Genomic DNA, 23,682 nt, shown 5'->3' with positions numbered 1-23,682 from the left:
CTGCGTTCGAGACACTTTTTGCCTTTTCCTATTATCTAGATATTTTTGTCAGCAAAAAGCGCACACAGTTTAAACGAATGATCGGGTGATTAGACTGTATTTGTGATGATTGTCACTTGTTTGTTGTGTTGAGAGTGATGGGTATCTCATTTGAAGAAAACGAAAGAAGAAAAACAAATTAACATGCAGAAGAATATCTAGGCGTTCACAGTGAACTACTAAACATTCATCTTGATTATACCAACGATTTACAACCCAATGGTTGATAAGGACCTATCGTGAAAAGAACGTTAATTTCCGTCTCCGTAGCGGCAGCGCTTGCTCTCTCATTTCCTACCTTTGCAGCCAGTGAGCATGGCATGGATGCAGACGCAGGTTTTCTTGACCAAGCGATGCAATTTGGTGGGCATGTCGGCACGTCACTCGAATATGAGGACAAAGTGACGGATGGTTTCAATGGCAACAAGAAAAAAGAGAGAACGACCACGCACGAAGTGTTTGGTGTTTACTACAACAATGCTCGTTGGAATTTCAGTGCGCTGTATGGCTTGAAATTGGAAAATCGTGAACAAAGAGAGCCAAGCTACTACGAAAACGAAGACGGAATTAAACATCTTTTTTCACTCAACAAAGGCTTTGATTTAGGTAATGGCTGGGCAACGGGCGCTATCTATGAACTCGAATACACCAACAGTAAAGTGTTTTCCCCTTATGTGAGTGGTTTACGCAAAGAGCTCGCTGAGCACAGCTTCCGCCCTTATCTCACCTATTTTAACAATGAACATAACTGGGGTTTTTACTCGAATCTGGAATATCTCTACAGCAAGGAAGATAAGAGTGACTGGGGTGAGCGTATTGAAGATGGGTATAGCTTACTGTTTAAACCTTATAAGCGCTTTGGTAATTGGGAATTGGGTGTCGAGCTGTATTACCAAATTAAAGACAATGAAGATCGCCAAGCCAATGGCGGTATCAATGAGATCAGTGACTTCAACGAAAAGTATATTGAACCGATTGTGCAATATAGCTTTGACGATGCTGGCGTATTGTACGCTCGTGTTCGCGTCGGTAAAAACGAAACCAATAATGCCGCCAATAGCGGTGGAGGCAATGCTAACGTCGATTACTTCAAAGACATTCGCAAAGCGACCCTAGGTTACGAACAAGCCGTAGGCGATAGCTGGTTACTAAAAGGCGAGTATGAGTATGCCAATGAAGTAGAAGAAAAAAGTAAACTGGCTGGATGGGAAGCTAAGAATGAAAGCGAGCTGAAACAGCACACCGTTTATTTCCAAGCTTTATATCGTTTCTAACTTGAGTTAAGAGGTCAACATGCTGAGTGTTTCAGAAATTGCGCAAAGTTTATCAGGGCGAGTCGAGGGAGATGCCTCGTTGATAGTGGAGACAATACGTCCAGTGGTCAGTGACATCCACGGCGGCCTTGCGATTGTCTTTGCTCGCTCGGATCTTAAACAGCTTTCTGAAACCTCAGCTGATGTACTGATTGGCCCATCGGCAATTTTACAAAGCCCAGTTAAAGCGCACATTGTGATTGAACACTTGGATGTTGAGAAAATTAATCAATTACTGCGTTATTACAAAGTCCATAAATATCAGCTGTTTGATCAAGGCAACACATCGACCATTGATGGGGTATATATCGGCAAACATTGCCAAATAGGGGAAGGATGCCATTTTATGCCCGGCGTCCGCATTATGAATGGTGTGACCATCGGTAACAACGTGGCGATTCACGCCAATACGGTGATCAAAGAGGGAACGGTGATCGGCAACAACGTCACCATCGATTCCAATAATTCGATTGGTAACTACAGCTTTGAATACATGTCTGGCAAAGATGGTAGCTATCAGCGCGTGGAAAGCGTTGGACGCGTCATTATCGAGGACGATGTGGAAATCGGCTGTAATAACACCATAGATCGCGGCACATTCGGCGACACTGTGATTGGCAAAGGCAGCAAAATCGACAATCAAGTGCAAATTGGCCATGACTGCCGCATTGGTAAACACTGTTTGATCATCTCTCAATGCGGTTTCGCCGGGCACACCGTATTGGGTGATCATGTTGTCGTCCATGGTCAAGTGGGTACCGCTGGACACATTCATATTGGCAGCCATTCGGTGATCAAAGCCAAATCGGGGGTGAGTCATTCTTGTCCACCCGGTAGTGATTTGTTTGGTTATCCGGCTAAAGAATCGAAAGCCTATTACCGTAATCTTGCGGTTTTGAACAAACTGACTCAGCACTATGAGCAGTTTAAAAAATCGCCACCTGAGCAAAAGCACTGGTTTGCCCGCCTGTTTGACAAGAAATCTGCCTAACAAGCGAACACAATCGACAACGCGGAGCAGGCAGTTCGGACTCCGCTGGATAGAAACGAGAACGAAATAACCAAGGATTCGTTATGAAACATACACTTCTTATTGCAGCGACCGCCACCGCGTTACTGGCCGGTTGTGCCAGCACGACTGAACAAACTGCTCCTGCAGCAACCAATATTGATGCGCGTTTTACAGATTGTACTTTACCAACGCTAGCCGATGACCGTGGGCCAATTCGCCCATCATTATTTGTCGTTGGTACCTTTCCTGAAGGGCAGTGGATTCACATGGATAACCACAAAATGGGTTACAAAGGTGATGGTCTCTATCAAGTGGTCGTAGATGAGAAAGCGGGTAACGTGAGTTTGCAATTTGCCACTATGAGTTGGACGCCGCAGTTTACTGCTTCCGGCATGGAAATGACGGTCGGCCAACTTAAAGAACTCAAACGTGGCGGCTTTGCAAAAAATACAGTGGTGAATATACCCAAAGATGGCAAGTACGTTTGGAGCATTCAAATTGCAGCGGACAAAACCCCATTGCTAGCGATGATTTCTGAGTGTCAGTGATATTGATAATGCAGGGTTGGTAACTGAATTTCGGTTCAGTTACCTCACTTACCGAGGCAGATTGTGAGTCAGTCTGTCTCGGTAAGTTGAAAACCAATTTTATACCCTTTTGGTAAGTGGAGAGATTCATGGCAACGGTTAGCTTACGTAAAGTAGAAAAAAAATATGAGAACGGTTTTAAAGCTGTCCATGGCATAGATCTGGATATTCGCGAAGGCGAATTTATGGTGTTTGTGGGGCCATCGGGCTGCGCAAAATCGACCACCTTGCGCATGATCGCGGGGCTGGAAAGCATTTCAGGCGGTGAAATCCACATTGGTAATAAAGTGGTAAACGACTTACCACCGAAAGATCGAGGCATCGCAATGGTGTTTCAAAACTATGCGCTTTATCCGCACAAAACCGTGTTCGATAACATGGCCTTTGGTTTGAAAATGCAAAAGCGGCCGAAAGAGGAGATTAAGCGCCGTGTGGAAGAAGCGGCTGAAAAGCTGGAAATCACTGACCTTTTGTATCGTAAACCGAAAGAGATGTCTGGTGGACAGCGTCAGCGTGTTGCCGTTGGGCGTGCAATTGTGCGTAAGCCAGATGTCTTCTTATTTGATGAGCCTTTATCCAACCTTGACGCAAAACTGCGTGTGTCGATGCGAGTCAAAATTGCTCAGTTACATCAATCGCTAAAAGAAGAAGGTAATCCGGCAACCATGATCTATGTAACCCATGATCAGACCGAAGCATTGACCTTAGGTGATCGTATTTGCGTACTAAACCTTGGCAAGATTATGCAAGTCGATACCCCAGCGAATTTGTACAACTATCCCGCTAACAAATTTGTGGCGAGTTTCATTGGATCACCCGCAATGAACTTGATTGACACCGTGATCCGTGAGGACAACGGACAGCTCTATATCGAAATCAGTAACGGCATTCGTATGTTCATTCCAGTAGAAAAGCAGAAGGCGTTGCGTGAATACATCAACAAACCCGTCTGTTTTGGTATTCGTCCTGAACATATTCGTGTTGCCGAACCGGATGACACGATTAACGCTTTCGAAGGCATTTTGACGGTGGTTGAAAACATGGGGAATGAAAAGTACCTCTATTTCAAAGTCGGAGGAAAAGAGCTTATTGCCCGTGTGAACGATCAAACGATCACTACAGCCAATATTGGTAAGCCGATTCGCTTTAACCTCAATACTGCCTTCTGCCATATCTTCGATTTCTACAGTGAAAAGAATTTAACCAACAACCGGGAATAGTTCCCGGTTCATTTTCACAAACCACGGGGGATCTCCAATGAAAAAACGCACTTTGCTTTGCAGTGCGCTGCTGGCGGCTATTGCTGCAAATGGACTGATGTTTAGCCCAACACTTTACGCTGCGACCAGTTCGCAGGCGGAAAGTGGCACTTTTCTCGATTTTCGCAAAGAAACGATCTACTTCGTTTTTCTTGATCGTTTCAGCGATGGCGATGTGAGTAACAACACAGGCCATAATCCAGCGACTTACGATCCGAACAACTTGAAAAAGTATGTCGGTGGAGACCTTCGTGGCTTAATTAACAAACTGCCGTACTTAAAATCACTGGGTATAACGGCGATTTGGATCACGCCACCAGTGGACAACGCCGATAACCTCGATGCCAATGGTGGCGCGGGCTATCACGGTTACTGGGGACGAGATTTCTTCCGCGTCGATGAGCATTTCGGCACGTTGGAGGATTTCAAAGAGCTGACCGCCCTAATGCACAGCCCCGAATACAACATGAAGTTGGTTCTTGACTATGCGCCTAACCATTCGAATGGCAACGATGAAAATGAATATGGCGCGCTGTATCGTGATGGGCAGTTCATTACCGATTACAACAGCGATGTTGCAGCAGGCACCAATTGGTATCACCACAACGGCGGTGTGACCAACTGGAACGATTGGTATCAAGTCCGTAACTTCAACTTATTTAACCTTTCTGACTTCAATCAATCCGATGCCAATGTTTATCAGTATTTGTTAGATGGCGCAAAATTCTGGATAGATGCAGGGGTGGATGCGATTCGTATTGATGCCATTAAACACATGGATAAATCCTTTATCCAACAGTGGACGACGGACATCCATAACTACAGCAAAACGCTGGGTCGCGAAGGCTTCTACTTCTTCGGCGAATGGTTTGGTGCCAGTGCCAATACCACCACAGGAATTGATGGCTACGCGATTGACTACGCCAACACCTCTGGCTCAGCGTTACTTGATTTCGGTTTTCGAGATACGTTAGAGCGCGTGTTGGCCAGCCGTGCAGGCAACAGCATGAAAACGCTGAACAACTATTTGGAAACACGTAAATCTGTTTTCACCAGCGATGATTGGCAAGTGGTGTTTATGGATAACCATGATATGGCACGTATCTCGACTGCATTGCGCTCTAGTGCCTCGACGTTTGGCCCAGGTAACAACGAAGCGGGTGGCAACCAGAGTGAAGTATTTGCCCAGCAGCGCGTTAATTTAGGTTTGGTCGCGACCATGACGGTGCGCGGTATTCCGGCGATTTACTACGGTACGGAGCACTACTCGGCAAACTTTACTCAAAATGCGTTTGGTCAAGTGGGGAGTGACCCGTACAACCGTGAAAAAATGCCAAGCTTTAGCCAAGATACGCAAGCGTTTAAGATCATCCAAGCGCTGACTGAACTACGCCAAAACAGCTTAGCGATTCAACGCGGCAGCTATACGCAGCGTTGGGTAAATGACGATATTTTGGTGTATGAGCGTAAAGAGGGCAACGATGTGGTGACCGTGGCGCTCAACCGTGGTCCTGCAACGTCGGTCACGGTAAGTAACTTAGCACTACAGGACGGTAACCACATTAACTTGATTGGTGACGATAGTGTGAGCGTGACTGGCGGGCAGGCGACGTTCCATTTGGCACAAAACCAAGCGGTGGTATTGCATGCCGTAGATAGTGGTAGCGTTGATCCAACGTTGAAAAGCGTAACGTTCACTTGTTACAACGGTTACACCAATCTTGGTCAAAGTGTTTATGCAGTGGGCAGTGTCGCTCAACTCGGCAATTGGATGCCGGCAGATGCAGTGAAGCTTGCTCCGACACAGTATCCGACGTGGAGTGCGACTATTCGCGTGCCGGCCACACAAAGCATTGAGTGGAAGTGTTTAAAGCGCAATGAGACCAATCCAGCGTTGAATGTGGTTTGGCAATCAGGCGCAAATAACCAACTTCATAGCAGTAGCAGTGCCAGCCAAGGTTCTTTCTAACCGAAAACAGGGTTGAATGACGCTGAGAATATAAGTCCGGTCATTAATGATGATCGGATTTTTTATTTATTCATAAGCGAGGCGCTCCTGGTGCAAAGTGAAACACTTTGCACCGGATACCTGATTAACGGTGGAATTCGCCAGCGCGTTCAGGTTGATAGACGATATCGATGATTTCGAGGGTTTTGAGAGTACCGCCCGGCATTGGCCAAGCCAATTGTTGACCGACTGCTAAACCAAGCAATGCGCTTCCCACAGGGGCGAAAATCGAAACATCCGCGCTGCTTTTCACATCGTTTGGATACACCAAGGTTTTTTCCATCACTTCATCGCTACCTGAGAACTTAAAGCGCACCGTAGAATTCATGGTGACGACATCCTCTGGCATCTCTGCAGGTTCGAGCACAGTGGCGCGATCCAATTCTTCTTCCAGTTTCTCTAGCTCTGGCGACAAAGTGGCTAGGTTATCCATCAACTGGCTGATTCTGTCCATATCGCGAGTGGACACCACGATAGTATTAAGTTGAGACATTTTATTCCTCCCAAATAAATACCGCCCTGAAAACAGGGCGGTATCAATCAGTTTTGTTAAGTTGTCTGACTAACCATAGCTCGCATAGCAGAAGATTTCAAGCCCCCAATAGGTAACCAGTTTTTTAGAAGGGGAGCGAGAAATGGAGTAAACGAACTGACCGCTTAAGGGCGTTCACCGGCTAATAATCTTTGCTCAATTTGTGCGAGCGCGGCAGGCAAGTCTGCAACCGTATCGATCAAATAATGCGGTTTTGCCTGTTGCAGTTTGGCTTGTGCACGTTCGCGCGCCGCTTGTAGCGTTTGGTCATCAGCATGTTGGTACTCTTCAAGGGTTAACCCGGCTTCGTTGCCTGACAGCAGTAAACCGACTGTCCACATACCCGCATTATGGCCTTCCTCGATGCCGGGCAGGGCATCATCGACTTTCACGCAAGCGCGTACATCGGTCACGCCAAGCTCAATGACATTTTTGAGTGCCATAAAAGGGGCGGGGCGGCCACCTTGCGCTAAATCATCAGTGGCAACTACATAATCGGGACGATAACCGTAATCGGCAGCCGCAGCGATCAGCACATCCATCACTTGGCGTGGATAACCAGAGCAAGATCCGATTTTGATCCCGCGCGATCGGATCTGTTCAACCACTTCAAGTGAGTGAGGAATCGGTGCTGCGTGATCGGCGACTTTGGCGATTTGCAGCGGCATAAAGGCGGCGTAAATCGCATCAATATCGCTGGCTTGCATCGGGCGTCCAAATTGCTTTTGCCAGCGCTGCGCAACACTGGGGAGTTTTCCTACAGCTTCAATGTGTTGCCATTTGCCCAGTCCCATCGGCTCGCGAGCCTCGGCAAGGCTAATCTCAAAATCAAAGCCTTGCTTGAAAGCTTCAACAAAAATCGAGGTCGGCGCAAAGGATCCAAAATCCACAATGGTGCCAGCCCAATCGAAAATAACGGCTTGAATCGGAGAGTTCATCATTTTTCCTTAACGTGAGTAACCCATTTGCTGGCTAACAGCGAGCAAAGCGGAATAGAGAATATCGAGAGCTTGATCCAGCTCTTGGCGTGAAATGATCAAAGGTGGACTAAGTTGAATCACATTGCCTTGTGAGACTTTAAAGCTCAGCCCATTACGTAAGCAGTGATAGAGTATGGCCTCGGCTTCATCGTGAGCACGCTGTTTGGTCTCGCGATCGGTCACCAGTTCGATGCCCCAAAGCAATCCGATACCGCGCACATCCCCAATCAGTGAAAATTGCTGCTGCATTTGACTAAGACGTTGACGCATATAAACGCTATCAGCCTGCACTTTGGCGAGTAAGTTGTGCTGCTCAATCACTTCAATCGTGGCTAATGCGGCAGCGCAGCCCAGCGGGCTTTTTTCATGGGTGTAATGCCCCAAAGAAACCTGCGCGGCGGTGTTGTATTTTTCTTTGGTGAGGAGGGCCGCGATGGGGATAAGTCCAGCCCCCAAACCTTTGCCGATACACAAAATATCAGGCTCGATGCCAAACGCTTGGTGAGTAAACCACTCGCCGCTGCGCCCCATGCCGTTGGGAATGTCATCAATGATCAAAAGCACATTGTGTTTATCGCAGATTTCCCGCACCCGCTGCCAATAGGCGCGGCTTGGTACTTGTACATCGGTATTGCGTACCGCTTCGGCGATGAATGCGCCAATGCCGCCTTCTTTTTCAATCACGTATTCCAAGTAGTCGGCGTAGTGCACATCGCTGCCGTCTTCGCGGGGAAATGCACCGCGATAAGTGATGGCTGGAGGAATACGCTCCACGCCTGCCATCAGCGGTCCCATGCCTTGGCGGAAACAAGCTTCGCCGCCAACGGAGATCGCATCCAGCGACGCGCCATGAAAAGCATCCCACAAACTGACCACTTTAAAATTCTGCGTGACATGACGGGCTAATTTGAGCGCCATACCAATCACCGAAGTGCCGCCGGGAGCAAACAGCACTCGGTTTAGCTCACCGCCGGCAATCTCCGTGAGCTTTTCTGCGCAGCGAATCGCGGTGTCATGGGTAAAACGGCGCGGGGCGAAAGGTAAGGTTTGCATCTGTTCGGTGATTTTTTCGATCACCTGCGGATGACCATGACCAAGTTGATGCACATTATTGCCATGAAAATCGAGATAACTTTTCCCTGACACATCATACAAATAGCAGCCCGCTGCACTGGCCAATGCATCGAGGCAAGGTGTGGACATGGCTTGATGCAGAAACACATTCGCGTCACGTTGTAACAAATTCTGGGTTGTTTCATCATTCACCTGCGTTAGCCAATCGCGACGTGCGGCGGTGGTATTGATATCACCTTCACTACGCCAGTGAGTTGCGCTATGCGGTGAGAGGGGTTCGAATGCTTTCATCGTTTTTCCTAACCGTTTACGCTTGTTGCCAATACATAGCGTGTTGCATGGCGCTCAGTAGGCGCTCAATATCTTGCGGATACACCTCACCAATATTGCCAATACGGAAGCAGTCAGCGTGACTGACTTTGCCGGGATAAATCACAAAGCCTTGCTGTTTTAAGCGCTGATAAAACTCCGCAAACTGGTAATCCGAATGTTCAGGTGAATAGAAAGAGGTGATGATGGGGGAATGCAGCTTTTCTGGTAGTAACGGGGCAAAACCCAGTTCACGCATGCCTTTCACCAATTTGGTCTGATTGGTCTGATAACGCTGATAGCGCGCCGCGATGCCACCTTCGTTTTCCAACTCAAGTAACGCTTGGTAGAACGCACGAACCGTATGAGTGGGAGAGGTAAAACGCCACTTGCCGTGATTTTTCTCCATACATTGCCATTGGTCGAACAGATCTAAAGTAAGTGAGCGTGCGCGGCCTTGGCACTGTTCAAGCTCGCTGCGTTTGGCAATCACAAAACCAAATCCCGGCACCCCTTGAATGCATTTGTTGGCTGAGCTGATCATAAAATCGATACCCAGAGCACCAATATCCATCGGAATACCGCCAAAGCTCGACATCGCATCGAGAATCACACGCTTGCCATGCTGTTTAGCGAGCTTAGCCACCTCGGCAATCGGGTTCAGCATGCCAGTGGTGGTTTCGCAGTGCACAATCGCCACATGCGTAATTGCCGGATCATGGGTCAGCAGATCGGTAATCTCATCAAGATTTGGTTGCACCGTTTCTCCGGGAGCAATAACACGACATGCGATATTCAGGTATTGTGCGATTTGTGCGATGCGTGCCCCATAAGCACCATTGTCAATCACGAGCAGCTTATCGGTGGGCAACATCACGCTTCCAATGGTGGCTTCGACAGAAGCGGTGCCACTGCCTTGCATCAACACGGAGGTGTAACCGGATTGTGTGGTGGCCAGTGTGACGAGTTTGCGGCGGATCACTTCAACAATCTCTAAGTTGTAATCATCATCCCAAGTACACCAGTCTTTAAGCATGGCTTCACGCACGGATTCTGAGGTGGAAAGCGGTCCCGGTGTCAGCAGTAGATAAGCATTCTTCATGTTCATTCCTTTTTGGACTATACCAATAAATTTAACGCTATCTAACAACGAGAAATGCACGCGGTAAACCCTTCGAAGGCGAATTTCATAAAAGTTTCATAACCGCACATGCAGGAAAAATGGCATAAAAAGAACCTAAAAACGTCGTGAAACTGCCAATTTTTCTTCATCGAATCGTCACACAGACTGGGTAGGGTAAATACCAATTCTGGTACATACCAAATTTAATCAATTGGAGAGGATGATGAACCCACGTATATTGAAAGGAACCTTAACGGCGATCGCAGCACTTGTATCTGCTCATGTGTTTGCGGCGCAAGAAGTCACGGTGTATACCGCATTTGAAACCGATCTCTTGGCGAAATACAAAAGTGCTTTTGAAAAAGAGAACCCAGATATTGAGATTAAGTGGGTGCGTGATTCGACCGGGATCATGACGGCAAAACTGCTGGCTGAAAAAGACAACCCTCGTGCGCAAGTGGTGTGGGGATTGGCTGGATCGTCAATGGCTCTCCTCAAAGATCAAGGAGTGCTAAAACCTTACACACCCAAAGGAGCGAACGAGCTACGAGCTAATTTGAACGATCCGCAAGCGCAGCAAGCTTGGTATGGCAACGATGCTTTTTTTAACGCGGTATGCTTTAACGAAGCGGTGGCCAAACAGCTGAATTTACCTAAGCCACAGAGTTGGGAAGATTTGACCAACCCTGTCTACAAAGGCCACATTGCGATGCCTAACCCTGCATCTTCCGGCACGGGGTACATGCAAGTTTCCGCATGGCTGCAAAACATGGGCGAAGATAAAGCGTGGGATTACATGCAACGCCTTGATCAAAATATTGCCCATTACACACATTCTGGCTCAAAACCTTGTGTTCAAGCGGGGATGGGAGAGGTTGCGATCGGCATATCAATGGCAACGCGTGGCGCAAAACTCAAAACCCAAGGCGCACCGTTGGATGTGATTGTACCAAACGGTATTGGCTGGGAATCCGAAGCGGTAGGGCTAGTCAAAGAAAGTGATGCGGCAAAACGCGTGGTCGATTGGTCTGTCTCGAAAGCGGCAAATGAGCTGTATATTGAGAGCTATCCTATCGTTGGCCATCAGGACGTCAGCAAGCAAGTGCCGAATTATCCGAATGTTGAAAAAGTGATGGCGAAGATGGACTTCACGCAAATGGGAAGTGATCGTGCCCGCGTGCTGCAAACCTGGTCTGAAAAGTTTGATGCTAAATCGGAACCCAAATCTTAAATTGTTCATCAAAGGAGGCGAAAGCCTCCTTTTTTATCCTTCTGTCATAAGATGGTCACGTATCAGCGATAAAACTGTCACCGCATTGCAATAAAGTCTTGTTAATTTTGGACTATACCAAATTAAAGGTGACTTTTATGACCATGCATCATCCTAATTTACAGCAGCAGAATGAACCTCAAGCGATCAGCAGAAGCTACCTCGATATTCGTCATGTGGTAAAACAGTTTGGCTCATTTACCGCGTTGAAAGAGATCAGTTTGTCGATTGAAAAAGGCGAGTTTGTCTGCTTTCTTGGCCCTTCTGGCTGTGGCAAAACCACCTTGTTGCGCGCCATCGCAGGGTTAGATCTTCCCACCTCTGGCACCATCCACCAAAACCAGCAAGCGATTACTTTTTTACCACCCGAGCAGCGTGATTTCGGCATCGTGTTCCAATCTTATGCTCTATTTCCCAATTTAACGGTGGAAGAAAACATCGCCATCGGTTTGCGTAATCAAGGCATGTCAGTCCGTGATGCGTTAGAGAAAGTGGAGCAGTGGTTGGAGATGATCGGGCTCGCCACATCGGCACAAAAATACCCAAGCCAGCTCTCTGGCGGTCAGCAGCAGCGGGTGGCGTTAGCGCGTGCTTTGGCATTATCGCCGGGGTTATTACTGCTTGATGAACCGCTTTCCGCTCTCGATGCCAAGGTAAGAACGCATTTGCGCGAAGAAATTTGCCAACTGCAACGTAAATTGGGCATTACCACCATCATGGTGACGCATGATCAAGAAGAAGCGTTAACCATGGCGGATCGCATTGTGGTGATGAACCACGGGGTGATTGAGCAAGTTGGTACGCCGCAAGAGATCTACCAAAAGCCCGCCAGCCGTTTTGTGGCTGGGTTTGTTGGCACGATGAATTTTATTCCCGTTTCCATGGCGAGTTCCCAGCAACTGCGTATTGCTGAATCCCTTATTGCTTTGCCCAAAATCGAAAATTATACGCCTTGCCAAGGTGAGCAATTTGATTTGGCTGTGCGCCCTGAAAATCTAGAACTGGTTACGCGCTACAACGAGGCCATTCCAGTCGTCATTCGCCATTTGGAGTTTCTTGGCGCGTTTTATCGAGTCGAATGTGTGTTTCAAGGTGAGCGTTTGGCTCCGCCCGTGTATGTCGATTTACCGATCACACAGGTACAAACTATGCATTTAAAAACGGGCGATGTTCGATATTTAGCACTGAGGGCAGGGCAGCTGCGTGCGTACCGTCGTAAGGTCATGTCCACAACGCCAGCAGCTACAGCCAGCTGTGCTTATGCGGCATAAGGAGAAGAGTATGTTGAATATCGCTCGTACTTTTTCAGTGCGGATATTGCCGCATTGGAGCCGCGATAGCCTGATTTTATCGATCACCTTATTGATCCTGCTATCACTGATGCTGTTGTTTATTTTTGCGCCGCTGGCCGCTATGTTGGTGAAAAGCGTGCAAAATGAGCAGGGTGAATTTGTCGGACTCGCTTACTTCGCCCAATATTTTTCCTCGGCCGCACTCTGGCAATCCTTGCGCAACACCTTAGTGCTTGGTATCAGTGTGACGGCGATTGTCGGTATCCTCGCGTTTGGTTACGCCTATGCGTTAACGCGCTCCTGCATGCCGGGAAAACATCTGTTTCGAGTGTTAGGCAGTGCGCCGATTCTCGCGCCTTCATTACTGCCCGCGATCAGTCTGATTTTCCTATTTGGTAATCAAGGCATGCTCAAGAGTTGGCTCGGCGGTGAATCCATTTATGGTGGCTTAGGTATTACACTCGGGTTGATTTTCTGGACATTTCCGCATGCTTTGATGATTCTGACCACCTCGCTGAGCACCTCAGATGCTCGTCTGTATGAAGCGGCGAGGGCGCTGAAAACATCCCCCATCAAAACGTTTTTTATTGTCACGCTACCGGCAGCCAAGTATGGGTTAATCAGCGCCTTGATCGTTGTGTTTACCTTGGTGGTGTGTGATTTCGGCGTACCGAAAGTGATTGGTGGCAGCTATAACGTGCTTGCAACGGATATTTTCAAGCAAGTAGTGGGGCAGCAAAATTTCGCGATGGGCGCGGTGACCAGTATTGTTCTGTTGCTACCCGCCGTGTTTGCGTTTATTGCCGATCGCTGGGTGCAGAAAAAACAGCAAAGCCTATTTGATACCCGTTCTGTGGCCTACCAACCAGCGCCACATCGGCTGCGTGATGGTTTATGTCTGCTCTATTGTGTGCTGATTTGCGTGGCGATTGTGGCGGTATTAGCCACGGCGGTGTACGGCTCACTGGTGACGTTTTGGCCGTGGAATACAGCGCTAACCCTCAAACATTACCAATTTGCCGAAACCAGTGCCTATGGTTGGAGCCCGTATTTTAACTCACTCACCTTAGCCAGCTTAACCGCACTGTGTGGGACAGTGATCATTTTTCTCGGCGCTTACAGTATTGAAAAAGGGCGAGTGTTCGCGCCGCTGCGTCAGGCGATGCAGATGCTGAGTATGGTACCGATGGCGGTTCCCGGCTTAGTGCTGGGTTTGGGTTACATCTTCTTTTTCAATCACGCGTCTAATCCGCTCAATGGCTTGTACGGTGGCATGCTGCTTTTGGTGATTAATACCGTGGTGCATTACTACACGGTGGGGCATATGACGGCGGTTACCGCGCTTAAACAGTTGCCACCTGAATTGGAGGCGACGGCGGCCTCCATCAAGCTGCCGCAATACCGCTTACTGTGGAAAGTGACGTTACCTGTGTCCTTACCTGCGGTATTGGACATTGCTAGCTATTTGTTTATTAATGCATTAACCACCACTTCTGCGGTAGTATTCCTCTACTCAACCGACACCGTACCCGCATCGGTTGCGGTACTGAATATGGATGATGCCGGACAGACGGGCGCCGCCGCTGCCATGGCGGTGATGATTATGCTCTCGGCCGCGTTAGCCAAATTACTGCATGTGGGATTAGAGTTTGGATTGTTTGGCCGCCTGCAAGCTTGGCGCAAGCGTTAGTGGAAAGAGGCAATAGGATCGCAAGTGCAATACGTAAAAATTAAAGATGCCATCGTAGAGCAGATTGATGCCGGCATGCTGATGCCGCGCCAAAAGCTCCCCGCTGAGCGCAAGTTAGCCGAATCATTTGATACTACGCGAGTCACCTTGCGTGAGGCGCTTTCACTGCTCGAAGCTGAAGGAAAGATTTATCGCGAAGATCGCCGTGGTTGGTTTATTTCGCCCGCGCCTTTACGCTATGACCCCACTCAAACTCTCAACTTTACTAATATGGCGCTGGCGCAAAATCGCCAGCCGAAAACGGAGCTGGTGTCTGCCAAAGCGGTGATCGCCAACAAGCAGGCGACTCGTCTTTTAAAACTCAAACCGTTTTCGGATGTGTATCGCGTAGACCGTGTGCGTTATTTGGATAACCGACCTGTGGTATATGTCACCAACTACATTCGCCCAGAGCTGTTTCCAAACCTGCTTGATTTTGATCTGTCGCAGTCACTCACCGATCTGTATCGTGAACACTATGCGACACAATACCAGACGATTCACTACCGTATATCCACCAGCTCGTTACTGGGTGAAATGGCTCAAGCCCTGCGCGCAACGTCAGGTACACCGGCAATGGTGGTGGAGCGGGTCAACTATAACCAGAAAGGCGAGTTGATTGATTGTGACATTGAATACTGGCGTCACGATGCCATTACCATTGAATCCATCGCAGAATTAAAGCGTTAATTCATTTCGCGAAAGCGCAGATTGCTTGCCCTGTCTATGACAGGGCTTTTTGACAAGGTTGTCGTATGTCTTTTGTGCCTATCATCTTAGTACTGTTTTCTGCACTGTTGCATGCCGGTTGGAATATCATCGGCAAGCGCTACCAAAGCTCGGGGCCTTCTTTCTTCCTTGGTGCCACTTCAGCGACCTCACTGCTCCTCACGCCTTATATTTTGTGGTATTTCACTAAGATTGGTTGGTCAACGCTGCCGACACAATTTTGGTTACTCTTGGTTGTGAGTGGGCTGAGCCAGATGGTGTACATGCTGGGGCTGGCCTTTGCTTACAGCAAAGTGGATATCGGCATTGCTTATCCTTTAGCGCGCGGATTGCCCGTATTGTTGGTTGGTGCAGGCACTGTGATGCTGGGCTATGACTTACAGCTTAATCAGTGGCTGGGATTTGCGTTGATCACGCTCGGCTGCTTGATGATCCCGCTGCAAAAATTTCGTCAGTTCCGTTTCGCCGATTATGCCAACCTCGGCATTGTGTGGGCTCTGGTGGCGGCGCTAGGTACGGCAGGATATTCGATTATCGATAAAGAAGCGCTGGCGATCATAGAACAGACCGTAGGCTCACAAATGCCTGCCAGTTACTCTGCCGTGCTTTATTTGGGGATTCAATTTTGGGCAATGTGCATACCACTGGCGATCTGGTATTTGTTCACTGGCCAACGTGCTCCATTTGTTGAAGCATGGCGCATTCGTTATACCGCGACCCTCGCGGGATTGATGATGGGGGGAACTTATAGCTTGGTCCTCTATGCCATGACGTTGACCGAAAACGTCAGTTTTATTGTCGCACTGCGTCAAACTAGCATCGTGTTTGGACTGTTTATGGGGATCGCATTTCTTGGAGAGCGTTGGTACGTAACTCGTTTACTCGGCGTTAGCGCGATTGTGGCAGGGTTGGTTGTTGCCTTCGCCAGATAAGAAAAACGGGATAAAAGAAATGGCCCGCAGGCCATTTCATCAATCATCAGCAGTCGAATTGCCATCTCTGGTTTGTGCGATGGTTTGATTCACTGCCGCGTTAAGCTTGCTTATCTTGGATACTTGGTGAATTCGCATCTGCTGCAGCAAGCATTTTACGGACAAGGACTGAAGCCAATAAAGCAACACCAACCATGACCACCGCTAGCATGGTCAGCAGTTTGAAGTAATCACCGTAAATGATCTGTACGATCTGCTGAGTCACTACTTGGCCTTTTTCTAACGCGATGGAGGTGGAGAAGACTGCGCCAATAATGCCACTGAGCGCCATCGCAATATAAAACAAGCTCACTGAGAAGTTCTCAATCTGCTTGGGGGCAACGGACAGAATAAACGCCACCACTAAGCTCCCCACCACGACTTCGGCAAACGCTTGGAAGAAATGGATCACCAAGAACACTTCTGGGCGGATAATTGCCTCTTCACCAACGGTGGAAACGGCAAACGTCAGAATGCCAAATGAAATAGCGGTTAGCACAAAGGCAAACGCGATTTTGGTTGCGGTTGAGAAGGTAATGCCACGCTTTTCTAGTGTAGAAAACAGATAAGAAATGGCAGGGCCTGCCACAATACACCAGAGTGGATTCATGGCCATCGAGGCTTCCGGCGCAATCGGGATGATGCCAAACAGCTCGCCGCGCATGGTATTAATCGTGACCATGGTCATCGAGGTCATCATTTGCCCGTAATACACAAAGAAGCAGGTGGTCAGCACCGTCACAATCAAGATGGTGCCCATTTTGAGAGCTTCCGCGCGGCGAGCTTTCAACATCAAACTGATGAAATAGACAATCGCCGCAAGCCCAATCGCATACACGATGTTTTGGCCAATCGCCATGTTGGAAAACATGAAGAAAACCAACCCAACCATCGCCAGTGAAAGTAGGGTGAACGCCATCCAATTGCCCATGCTGACGGATTGCTGATCTTTCTCGCTGGCCACTTCAATCAGTGGACGGCGCATCACCACTAGGGTGATGGTGGCTAAGGTTGCCATTAATGCAGAAAGCGCGAAGCTGCCGTGAAAACCAAGCAGCAGTACCAACATCGGGAATAAATACTGTCCCAAAAGTGCGCCGACGTTGTTGACCGAATAGTTAACGGGATAGCCATTATTGAAATCTTCTTCACTGGCGAAAGTGCGCTTGTACAAACTGGGGTAGGAAGGGGACATCAACCCACGTGCGTAGCTGGCAAGTGCACTGCCCACCAAGCTCAGAGGCACGTTGGTCGAAGAAGCCCCGAGAACCAACAAGCCGTAGCCAACCGCAAAAGTTAAATAAGAAATGGCCAGTGATCGATAGGCACCAAGAAATTTATCGGCAATAAAGCCTCCAGCGATGGCAAACAAGGGGCCAATCGAGGAGAATGCTCCAACCACCATCATGGTATCGGCTTCACTGTAGTTGAGATCTTCCAAGAAGAAACGGGTCAGGATCACCATCACACCGTAAAACGAGAGGCCAAACATCATTTGGCAGAACATCATTGATTTGTTGAGTTTATTCCACATATCGGTCTATTTCGACATTGCCTGATAGCGTATAAAACTAAATATCTTTAATACGCTAGCATCTAATAAAATTAAGGGCGCGATTATGGCAGAAAAAATCCGTGATGTACTCATTTTCTGAAATCAGAGAATGCCTTGATGGTGTAGAGCTTTACATCCTGTTAAAAAATATGAAATTCTGTTTATCAGAAACATCAAACAAGGAAGATCGTCATGCCCACCACTCGACCCATTTTTATCGTACTGGGTAAACGTTTAAATGCGGACCAATTGACGCTAGAGGGAAAAAGTCGGGTAGAGGGATTAATTTCTGCGTTACAGTGTCATGAAAATCAAACGGCTTTAGTGGTGTTTTGCGGCGGGGTGACTCAACGGCAATCAACATCAGAAGCGCAGCGAATGTATGAATATTTCCAAGCGCGATGCCAACAGTTGGCACTTTCACTGCCACAAATTCAAGTATTGCTGGAGAAACAATCCACCAGCACAGTAGAAAATATCGAGCATGTCACCCAAGTATTGCTCACCAGTGGCCACCTTCGAGTTGGTGATACGCTGACGCTGACCTTGGTTTCTAATGACTACCATCTCAAACGAATTTTTGAGATTCAGCAACTGATGGATGAACAAGGGTTACTGCGCACGTTAGATGAACGTTGCCAACAGGCTGGGGTTCGGCTGAATATCTCTCGTGATCTGCATGCACATATTAGCGTGCCATATCCGCATCACAGCCAGCAAGGCATTCGCTTTTTGTGGGTTGATGAGCTGACGACTTATCGTGTTTTCCTGGAAGGTGTAGCAGTTAACGCTTTTCAAAAAAACCTTGCGGAAGTTCGCCAAGCACCATACCAAATCGCTCAAACCGCGCTCGCTCAATTGCGGCGACATTGCGAGAATGAGCCTATCATGCTGGCGATGCTTGATCTTATCGCGACAGTTGTTGAATCTGAGGTAGTTTTAACCACAGCGGCGAGTGTCGGTGATATGTTAGCCATCCTCGATACAGAGCTAACGCTACTCAACCGTTTTTGTGATCCCGAGCTAGACCGAACGGGTCGTTGGTGGAAACGCTAAACAGTCAGACGGAAACTGGCTAGTAATAGGGCTACCTTGTTCATACTGTCTCCATTGGGTTACGGGTTGCATATCAGTATTCTACAAAAAATAGGTTTTGCCATATGACAGGTTTGTCAAAAGATCGATGCTGTCTACAATTAAGAAAAGCTTAATTAAACAGCCTTTTTGGTCTGATTTTTCTTGATTTCTAACCTGTTAAGGGGGGATAGCATGTCATCACTTAAGTATCGATTAGTGACACGCAGTGATTTTGATGGTTTGGTGTGCGCAGTTTTGCTCAAAAGTATCGAACTGATTGATGATATTCAGTTTGTCCATCCTAAAGACATGCAAGATGGCAAAGTTCCCATTACGGAGCGAGATATCATCACTAACTTGCCTTACGTTGCAAATGCTCACTTAGTTTTTGACCATCACTTATCTGAAACGTTACGCAACAAAGGTGAGCGTTCTAACCACATCATTAATCCTAATGCTCCATCTGCCGCTCGCGTGGTATGGGATTATTACGGTGGCCAAAAAACCTTTCCATTCGAATGGCTTGAAATGATGTCTGCCGTCGATAAAGGCGATTCTGCCCAATTTACTCGTGATGAAGTTTTGGACTCTACCGGTTGGAATTTACTGAATTTTCTGATGGACGCGCGAACCGGTTTGGGGCGTTTCCATAATTTTCGGATCTCTAACTACAACTTGATGATGGCACTGATCGATCACTGTACTCATGCCAGTATTGAAGAAATTCTCGAACTTCCCGATATTAAAGAGCGCGTGGATTTATACCGTGAGCATGAAATTCGATTTAAAGAGCAAATCCAACGTTGTAGTAAAGTCTATAAGAATTTGATTCTGCTTGATTTAATGGAAGAGGAAACGATTTACGCAGGTAACCGTTTCATCATCTATGCGCTGTTTCCGCAGTGCAATATTTCCATTCATAAGATGTGGGGCTTTCAAAAGCAAAACATCGTTTTTGCCACTGGGAAGTCTATTTTCGATCGCAGTTCGAAAACCAATATCGGTGAGTTGATGCTTAAGTATGGTGGTGGTGGTCATGCTGCCGCAGGTACCTGCCAGATTGCGCTTGAAGATGCGGATCGCGTCGAAAAAGAGCTGATCACCAAGATCAATGCTGACGGTTAAATTTGATTCAGCGCAAATAGACCCTGATTTATCAGGGTCTTCAAGTTTTTGATGTGCTAGCATCGCTCAAAACCGTTGGAAAAGGAGAACCGATGAAACCGTTATATGTCGCCGTACACCCAGAGATTAAACCTTTGAATGAGCAGCGTATCGTGCAACGTAAGGCCGCACGAGCGATTGCAATGCAAGGTGAGCAAATTTTGCTGCTGTATACCGAGCGCTACCATGACTATTCATTACCGGGTGGCGGTTTGGAGACTGACGAAGATGTCCTTATGGGCATGATTCGTGAACTGCAAGAAGAAACGGGTGCACAAAATATCCGTAACATTGAACCGTTTGGTTTATATCAAGAGTTTCGTCCATGGGACAAGCAACAAGATGTCGATGTGATCCATATGGTGTCTTACTGTTATCGCTGTGAAGTGGATGCTCAGTTAGGTTCACCTCAGTTGGAAAGTTATGAACAACGCAACGGAATGAAACCGGTCTGGGTGAATATTCATGAGGCGATTGCTCACAATGAACAAACACTGCTTAACGATCCACGCAAAGGCATGAGCATTGAGCGTGAAACCTATCTTTTACGTTTGATTGCTAAAACCCTTCATTGATCACGTTTCAGGGGAATAATTTCCCCTGAGCCCTCTTGCTGCTCAGCGGCAACTTACAGTAGTTTGGTTATATACTTATTCAAATTACTGAATTATCAATTTTTTGTATTGTCCTAGTCCAAGCCAGAAATTAGGTACATACACTATTGGATGACGTGTTATCAGGGAGAGAGCTATGCGCAATTGGAAGCCAATCGCACTGGGTATTACCTTTGCATTATCCAGCCAATTAAGTTGGGCTGCAGTGGTGGAAACCACCCGTTTAGTCGGATTCGGGGAAGCAAAGTACCCAGAAAACTTTACCCACTTTGATTATGTCAATCCGCATGCCCCCAAATATGGCAAAGTCACCTTTGGTGAGCTAGGAACTTACGACAATTTTAACCGCTTTGCCTCGCGTGGCGTATCCGCGGCTAACACAGAAGAGTTGTATGATCCGTTAATGTTTTCACCAGCCGATGAAATTGACTCTTACTATCCCTTGATCGCCAGTAAAATTCGTTATTCCGATGACTATCGCTGGTTGGAAATTGACCTCAATCCAAAAGCACGTTTTCATGATGGCAAACCTATCACCGCACAGGATGTGGAATTCACCTTTACTAAATTTATGACCGAAGGTGTTCCGCAATATCGTGTTTACTACAAAGATGTGCAGTCGGTTAAAGCACTCTCTGAACAAACCGTTCGAATTGAAATGAAACAGCCTAATCGAGAACAACTGTTCAGCTTAGCGCAATCAACGCGAGTGTTGCCCAAGCACTTTTGGCAAGATAAAAATTTGGCAGAGCCACTGAATCAACCGCCGGTAGGCAGCGGCGCTTACCAAATCGTCGATTTCAAACCAGGCCAAAGTGTGACCTATAAACTTGACCCTAACTATTGGGCAAAAGATTTACCAGTCAACGTCGGGCGGAACAATTTTGCGCAGATCCAATACGATTATTACCGCGATGACACGGTAATGCTTGAAGCGTTCAAAGCCGGCGAGTTTGATTTACGCCAAGAAAGCCAAGCGAAGTTCTGGGCTACCTCCTATACCGGAACTCACTTTGATCAGGGTTTCATCAAAAAAGAAGAGATTGCCCATCAAGCCCCCGCATCTACGCAAGGTTTTATCTTCAACACTCAGCGAGCTGTTTTCCAAGACGTTCGTGTTCGTGAAGCGTTAAATTATGCGCTTGATTTCGAATGGATGAACAAAAACCTATTCTATGATCAATACAAACGAACCCGCAGCTATTTCCAAAACACCGAATACGAGGCTCAAGGTCTCCCCGATGCGGCGGAGTTAGCGGTGTTGTCTCCATATAAAGGACAAGTTCCAACACGCGTTTTTACAGAGACTTATCAACCCTCTGTAACAGATGGGAGCGGGCGTATCCGCAATCAAATGCGCGAAGCTTTTGCTCTGCTAAAAGAGGCCGGATGGGAGCTGAAAAACAAGGTGATGACTAATGTGAAAACAGGGGAAGCACTGAGTTTTGAGCTACTGATTTACAATCCAACCACGGAGCGCATTGCCATCCCACTGCAAAAAAATCTGCAGTTGATGGGGATTGAAATGAAAATCCGCACCGTTGATACCACCCAATATACTAAGCGCCTGCGTGATCGCGATTTTGATATGATCTCACACGGCTACGGTGCCAATCCTTATCCAAGCCCTAATCTGTTGATTGTGTGGAACTCAAACTATATGGATTCTACCTACAACGCCGCAGGGGCAAATGATCCGGTGATTGATGCATTAACCGAACAAATTGCCAAAAACCAACAAGATACCGAAAAACTTCTGGCATTAGGTCGCGCATTAGATCGCGTATTGCAATGGAAGTTTTACATTATTCCTCAGTGGCACTTAAGCATTTATCGTGTGGCCATGTGGGATAAGTTCCGTCGGCCAGACGTATTACCTAAATATTCGTTAGGATTGGATACTTGGTGGGTTGACCAAGAAAAAGCCGCGCGGCTTCCAGAAAAACGGCGTTAGGAGGCGCAATGCTCAGCTATATTCTGCGCCGTTTGTTACTGGTGATACCCACGTTGTGGGCGATCATCACCATCAACTTTTTTATTATCCAAATCGCGCCGGGAGGTCCGGTTGAACAGGCGATTGCCCAACTTGAAGGCAATACGTCGGGCTTGATGGAGCGTTTTTCCGGTGGTGGGCAAGAGGTTACGCCGACGACAGATGCTCCGGTTTCGGGCTATAAAGGTTCACGAGGACTCGATCCACAAGTGGTGGCAGAAATCACTCGTCGCTTTGGCTTTGATAAGCCATTGCATGAACGCTATTTTCAGATGTTGAAAGACTATGCCACCTTTAATTTTGGCGAAAGTCTCTTTAGAGGCGGCAATGTGATTGATCTGATTATTGAAAGGTTGCCAGTGTCAGTATCATTGGGCTTATGGAGCACATTGCTGATTTATTTGATCTCCATCCCGCTTGGGATCAGTAAAGCAATTCATCACGGCTCGCGATTCGATATATGGTCAAGTGCCGTAGTGATTATTGGTTATGCCATTCCTGGATTTCTATTCGCGATTATCTTGATCATTCTGTTTGCCAGTGGCAACTACTTCAGTTGGTTTCCATTGCGTGGGTTGGTTTCCGATAACTTTGCTGCTTTACCTTGGTATGCGCAGATCATCGACTATTTCTGGCATTTAACTTTACCCACCCTTGCCATGGTGATTGGCGGTTTTGCCACGTTAAGTATGCTCACCAAAAATTCCTTTCTGGATGAAATCAACAAACAATATGTAGTCACCGCCCGAGCCAAAGGGTTGGATGAACGACAAATTCTCTACAAGCACGTTTTCCGTAACGCCATGTTAATCATTATTGCCGGATTCCCTAGTGCATTTATCAGTATTTTCTTCACCGGCTCAATGCTGATTGAAGTGATGTTCTCTCTTGAAGGGATTGGTTTGCTCGGCTTTGAGGCGACGATTCAGCGTGACTATCCCTTAGTGTTCAGCTCACTTTATATCATGACCTTATTAGGGCTCTTGCTCGGTATCCTATCGGATTTGACTTATATGTGGGTCGATCCCCGCATTGATTTTGAGGCTCGCTAA

20 protein-coding genes are annotated in these 23,682 nt (G+C 47.4%); 15 read left to right on the top strand and 5 right to left on the bottom strand.

All coding sequences use genetic code 11. The annotated features are described in order from the left end of the window. Positions 1-278: 278 nt before the first annotated feature. From EPB59_RS14380 to EPB59_RS14360, 5 genes are all read left to right on the top strand, one after another. The gene (locus tag EPB59_RS14380; RefSeq protein WP_001904779.1) at positions 279-1,313 is read left to right on the top strand and encodes a hypothetical protein; all 1,035 of its coding nucleotides are present in this window, start codon (positions 279-281) and stop codon (positions 1,311-1,313) included. Between the two features lie 19 nt (positions 1,314-1,332). Beyond that, positions 1,333-2,343, top strand: coding sequence for a UDP-3-O-(3-hydroxymyristoyl)glucosamine N-acyltransferase (lpxD, locus tag EPB59_RS14375; RefSeq protein WP_154173435.1), 1,011 nt, complete (start codon positions 1,333-1,335; stop codon positions 2,341-2,343). 83 nt (positions 2,344-2,426) lie between these two features. Beyond that, a complete protein-coding gene (locus EPB59_RS14370; protein ID WP_095464945.1) occupies positions 2,427-2,912 on the top strand; it encodes a glycosidase in 486 nt (161 codons plus the stop codon). A gap of 128 nt (positions 2,913-3,040) precedes the next feature. Continuing rightward, positions 3,041-4,171, top strand: coding sequence for an ABC transporter ATP-binding protein (locus EPB59_RS14365; protein ID WP_053044879.1), 1,131 nt, complete (start codon positions 3,041-3,043; stop codon positions 4,169-4,171). A gap of 37 nt (positions 4,172-4,208) precedes the next feature. Further along, positions 4,209-6,179, top strand: a complete 1,971-nt coding sequence (locus EPB59_RS14360; protein ID WP_154173433.1) for an alpha-amylase family glycosyl hydrolase — start codon at positions 4,209-4,211, stop codon at positions 6,177-6,179. Between the two features lie 124 nt (positions 6,180-6,303). On the opposite strand, the gene rnk is transcribed toward EPB59_RS14360, so the two are convergent. From rnk to phnW, 4 genes are all read right to left on the bottom strand, one after another. Beyond that, positions 6,304-6,711 carry a nucleoside diphosphate kinase regulator gene (rnk, locus tag EPB59_RS14355; RefSeq protein ID WP_000080747.1) on the bottom strand — a complete coding sequence of 136 codons (408 nt, stop codon included), beginning with the start codon at positions 6,709-6,711 and terminating at the stop codon, positions 6,304-6,306. A 164-nt stretch (positions 6,712-6,875) separates the two neighbouring features. Next, positions 6,876-7,691: a phosphonoacetaldehyde hydrolase gene (gene phnX, locus EPB59_RS14350; RefSeq protein WP_148532412.1), complete on the bottom strand. Its 816-nt coding sequence runs from the start codon at positions 7,689-7,691 to the stop codon at positions 6,876-6,878. A gap of 6 nt (positions 7,692-7,697) precedes the next feature. After that, positions 7,698-9,095 carry an aspartate aminotransferase family protein gene (locus tag EPB59_RS14345; protein ID WP_154173430.1) on the bottom strand — a complete coding sequence of 466 codons (1,398 nt, stop codon included), beginning with the start codon at positions 9,093-9,095 and terminating at the stop codon, positions 7,698-7,700. Between the two features lie 16 nt (positions 9,096-9,111). After that, positions 9,112-10,215 (bottom strand): 2-aminoethylphosphonate--pyruvate transaminase, encoded by a 1,104-nt coding sequence (gene phnW / locus EPB59_RS14340; protein ID WP_000786496.1) that lies wholly within the window; start codon positions 10,213-10,215, stop codon positions 9,112-9,114. 241 nt (positions 10,216-10,456) lie between these two features. Between phnW and EPB59_RS14335 the strand changes: the two genes are divergently transcribed. The 5 genes from EPB59_RS14335 (at position 10,457) to EPB59_RS14315 (ending at position 16,188) form a co-directional block, all read left to right on the top strand. Beyond that, positions 10,457-11,467, top strand: coding sequence for a putative 2-aminoethylphosphonate ABC transporter substrate-binding protein (locus EPB59_RS14335; protein ID WP_195707157.1), 1,011 nt, complete (start codon positions 10,457-10,459; stop codon positions 11,465-11,467). A gap of 137 nt (positions 11,468-11,604) precedes the next feature. Then, positions 11,605-12,777, top strand: a complete 1,173-nt coding sequence (locus tag EPB59_RS14330) for a putative 2-aminoethylphosphonate ABC transporter ATP-binding protein (RefSeq protein ID WP_195707156.1) — start codon at positions 11,605-11,607, stop codon at positions 12,775-12,777. Between the two features lie 10 nt (positions 12,778-12,787). Next, on the top strand, positions 12,788-14,488 hold the full coding sequence (locus EPB59_RS14325; RefSeq protein ID WP_195707155.1) for a putative 2-aminoethylphosphonate ABC transporter permease subunit: 1,701 nt from the start codon (positions 12,788-12,790) through the stop codon (positions 14,486-14,488). 24 nt (positions 14,489-14,512) lie between these two features. Further along, a complete protein-coding gene (gene phnR / locus EPB59_RS14320; RefSeq protein ID WP_001200476.1) occupies positions 14,513-15,217 on the top strand; it encodes a phosphonate utilization transcriptional regulator PhnR in 705 nt (234 codons plus the stop codon). A gap of 65 nt (positions 15,218-15,282) precedes the next feature. Next, the gene (locus EPB59_RS14315) at positions 15,283-16,188 is read left to right on the top strand and encodes a DMT family transporter (protein ID WP_154173422.1); all 906 of its coding nucleotides are present in this window, start codon (positions 15,283-15,285) and stop codon (positions 16,186-16,188) included. 100 nt (positions 16,189-16,288) lie between these two features. On the opposite strand, the gene EPB59_RS14310 is transcribed toward EPB59_RS14315, so the two are convergent. Beyond that, the gene (locus EPB59_RS14310; RefSeq protein WP_154173420.1) at positions 16,289-17,761 is read right to left on the bottom strand and encodes a peptide MFS transporter; all 1,473 of its coding nucleotides are present in this window, start codon (positions 17,759-17,761) and stop codon (positions 16,289-16,291) included. 213 nt (positions 17,762-17,974) lie between these two features. Between EPB59_RS14310 and EPB59_RS14305 the strand changes: the two genes are divergently transcribed. From EPB59_RS14305 to EPB59_RS14285, 5 genes are all read left to right on the top strand, one after another. Continuing rightward, positions 17,975-18,838, top strand: coding sequence for a YdcF family protein (locus EPB59_RS14305; RefSeq protein ID WP_055049875.1), 864 nt, complete (start codon positions 17,975-17,977; stop codon positions 18,836-18,838). A gap of 213 nt (positions 18,839-19,051) precedes the next feature. Then, complete coding sequence (locus tag EPB59_RS14300; protein ID WP_055049874.1) at positions 19,052-19,984, top strand: hypothetical protein; 933 nt, start codon at positions 19,052-19,054, stop codon at positions 19,982-19,984. Between the two features lie 92 nt (positions 19,985-20,076). Next, positions 20,077-20,598: an NUDIX hydrolase gene (locus tag EPB59_RS14295; protein ID WP_195707154.1), complete on the top strand. Its 522-nt coding sequence runs from the start codon at positions 20,077-20,079 to the stop codon at positions 20,596-20,598. Between the two features lie 175 nt (positions 20,599-20,773). Next, positions 20,774-22,591, top strand: a complete 1,818-nt coding sequence (locus EPB59_RS14290; protein ID WP_055049872.1) for an extracellular solute-binding protein — start codon at positions 20,774-20,776, stop codon at positions 22,589-22,591. Between the two features lie 8 nt (positions 22,592-22,599). Further along, on the top strand, positions 22,600-23,682 hold the full coding sequence (locus tag EPB59_RS14285) for a microcin C ABC transporter permease YejB (protein WP_055032848.1): 1,083 nt from the start codon (positions 22,600-22,602) through the stop codon (positions 23,680-23,682).

The organism is Vibrio metoecus, from assembly GCF_009665255.1.
In the GTDB taxonomy this organism is placed as follows: domain Bacteria; phylum Pseudomonadota; class Gammaproteobacteria; order Enterobacterales; family Vibrionaceae; genus Vibrio; species Vibrio metoecus_B.
This window is presented reverse-complemented; position numbering and strand designations above follow the sequence as displayed.

Bases quoted from the DNA above. Each gene is read 5' to 3' on its own strand.
- lpxD (WP_154173435.1), top strand. From the start codon at position 1,333: ATGCTGAGTGTTTCAGAAATTGCGCAAAGTTTATCAGGGCGAGTCGAG.
- EPB59_RS14370 (WP_095464945.1), top strand. From the start codon at position 2,427: ATGAAACATACACTTCTTATTGCAGCGACCGCCACCGCGTTACTGGCC.
- EPB59_RS14365 (WP_053044879.1), top strand. From the start codon at position 3,041: ATGGCAACGGTTAGCTTACGTAAAGTAGAAAAAAAATATGAGAACGGT.
- EPB59_RS14360 (WP_154173433.1), top strand. From the start codon at position 4,209: ATGAAAAAACGCACTTTGCTTTGCAGTGCGCTGCTGGCGGCTATTGCT.
- rnk (WP_000080747.1), bottom strand. From the start codon at position 6,711: ATGTCTCAACTTAATACTATCGTGGTGTCCACTCGCGATATGGACAGA.
- phnX (WP_148532412.1), bottom strand. From the start codon at position 7,691: ATGATGAACTCTCCGATTCAAGCCGTTATTTTCGATTGGGCTGGCACC.
- EPB59_RS14345 (WP_154173430.1), bottom strand. From the start codon at position 9,095: ATGAAAGCATTCGAACCCCTCTCACCGCATAGCGCAACTCACTGGCGT.
- phnW (WP_000786496.1), bottom strand. From the start codon at position 10,215: ATGAAGAATGCTTATCTACTGCTGACACCGGGACCGCTTTCCACCTCA.
- EPB59_RS14335 (WP_195707157.1), top strand. From the start codon at position 10,457: ATGATGAACCCACGTATATTGAAAGGAACCTTAACGGCGATCGCAGCA.
- EPB59_RS14330 (WP_195707156.1), top strand. From the start codon at position 11,605: ATGACCATGCATCATCCTAATTTACAGCAGCAGAATGAACCTCAAGCG.
- EPB59_RS14325 (WP_195707155.1), top strand. From the start codon at position 12,788: ATGTTGAATATCGCTCGTACTTTTTCAGTGCGGATATTGCCGCATTGG.
- EPB59_RS14315 (WP_154173422.1), top strand. From the start codon at position 15,283: ATGTCTTTTGTGCCTATCATCTTAGTACTGTTTTCTGCACTGTTGCAT.
- EPB59_RS14310 (WP_154173420.1), bottom strand. From the start codon at position 17,761: ATGTGGAATAAACTCAACAAATCAATGATGTTCTGCCAAATGATGTTT.
- EPB59_RS14305 (WP_055049875.1), top strand. From the start codon at position 17,975: ATGCCCACCACTCGACCCATTTTTATCGTACTGGGTAAACGTTTAAAT.
- EPB59_RS14300 (WP_055049874.1), top strand. From the start codon at position 19,052: ATGTCATCACTTAAGTATCGATTAGTGACACGCAGTGATTTTGATGGT.
- EPB59_RS14295 (WP_195707154.1), top strand. From the start codon at position 20,077: ATGAAACCGTTATATGTCGCCGTACACCCAGAGATTAAACCTTTGAAT.
- EPB59_RS14290 (WP_055049872.1), top strand. From the start codon at position 20,774: ATGCGCAATTGGAAGCCAATCGCACTGGGTATTACCTTTGCATTATCC.
- EPB59_RS14285 (WP_055032848.1), top strand. From the start codon at position 22,600: ATGCTCAGCTATATTCTGCGCCGTTTGTTACTGGTGATACCCACGTTG.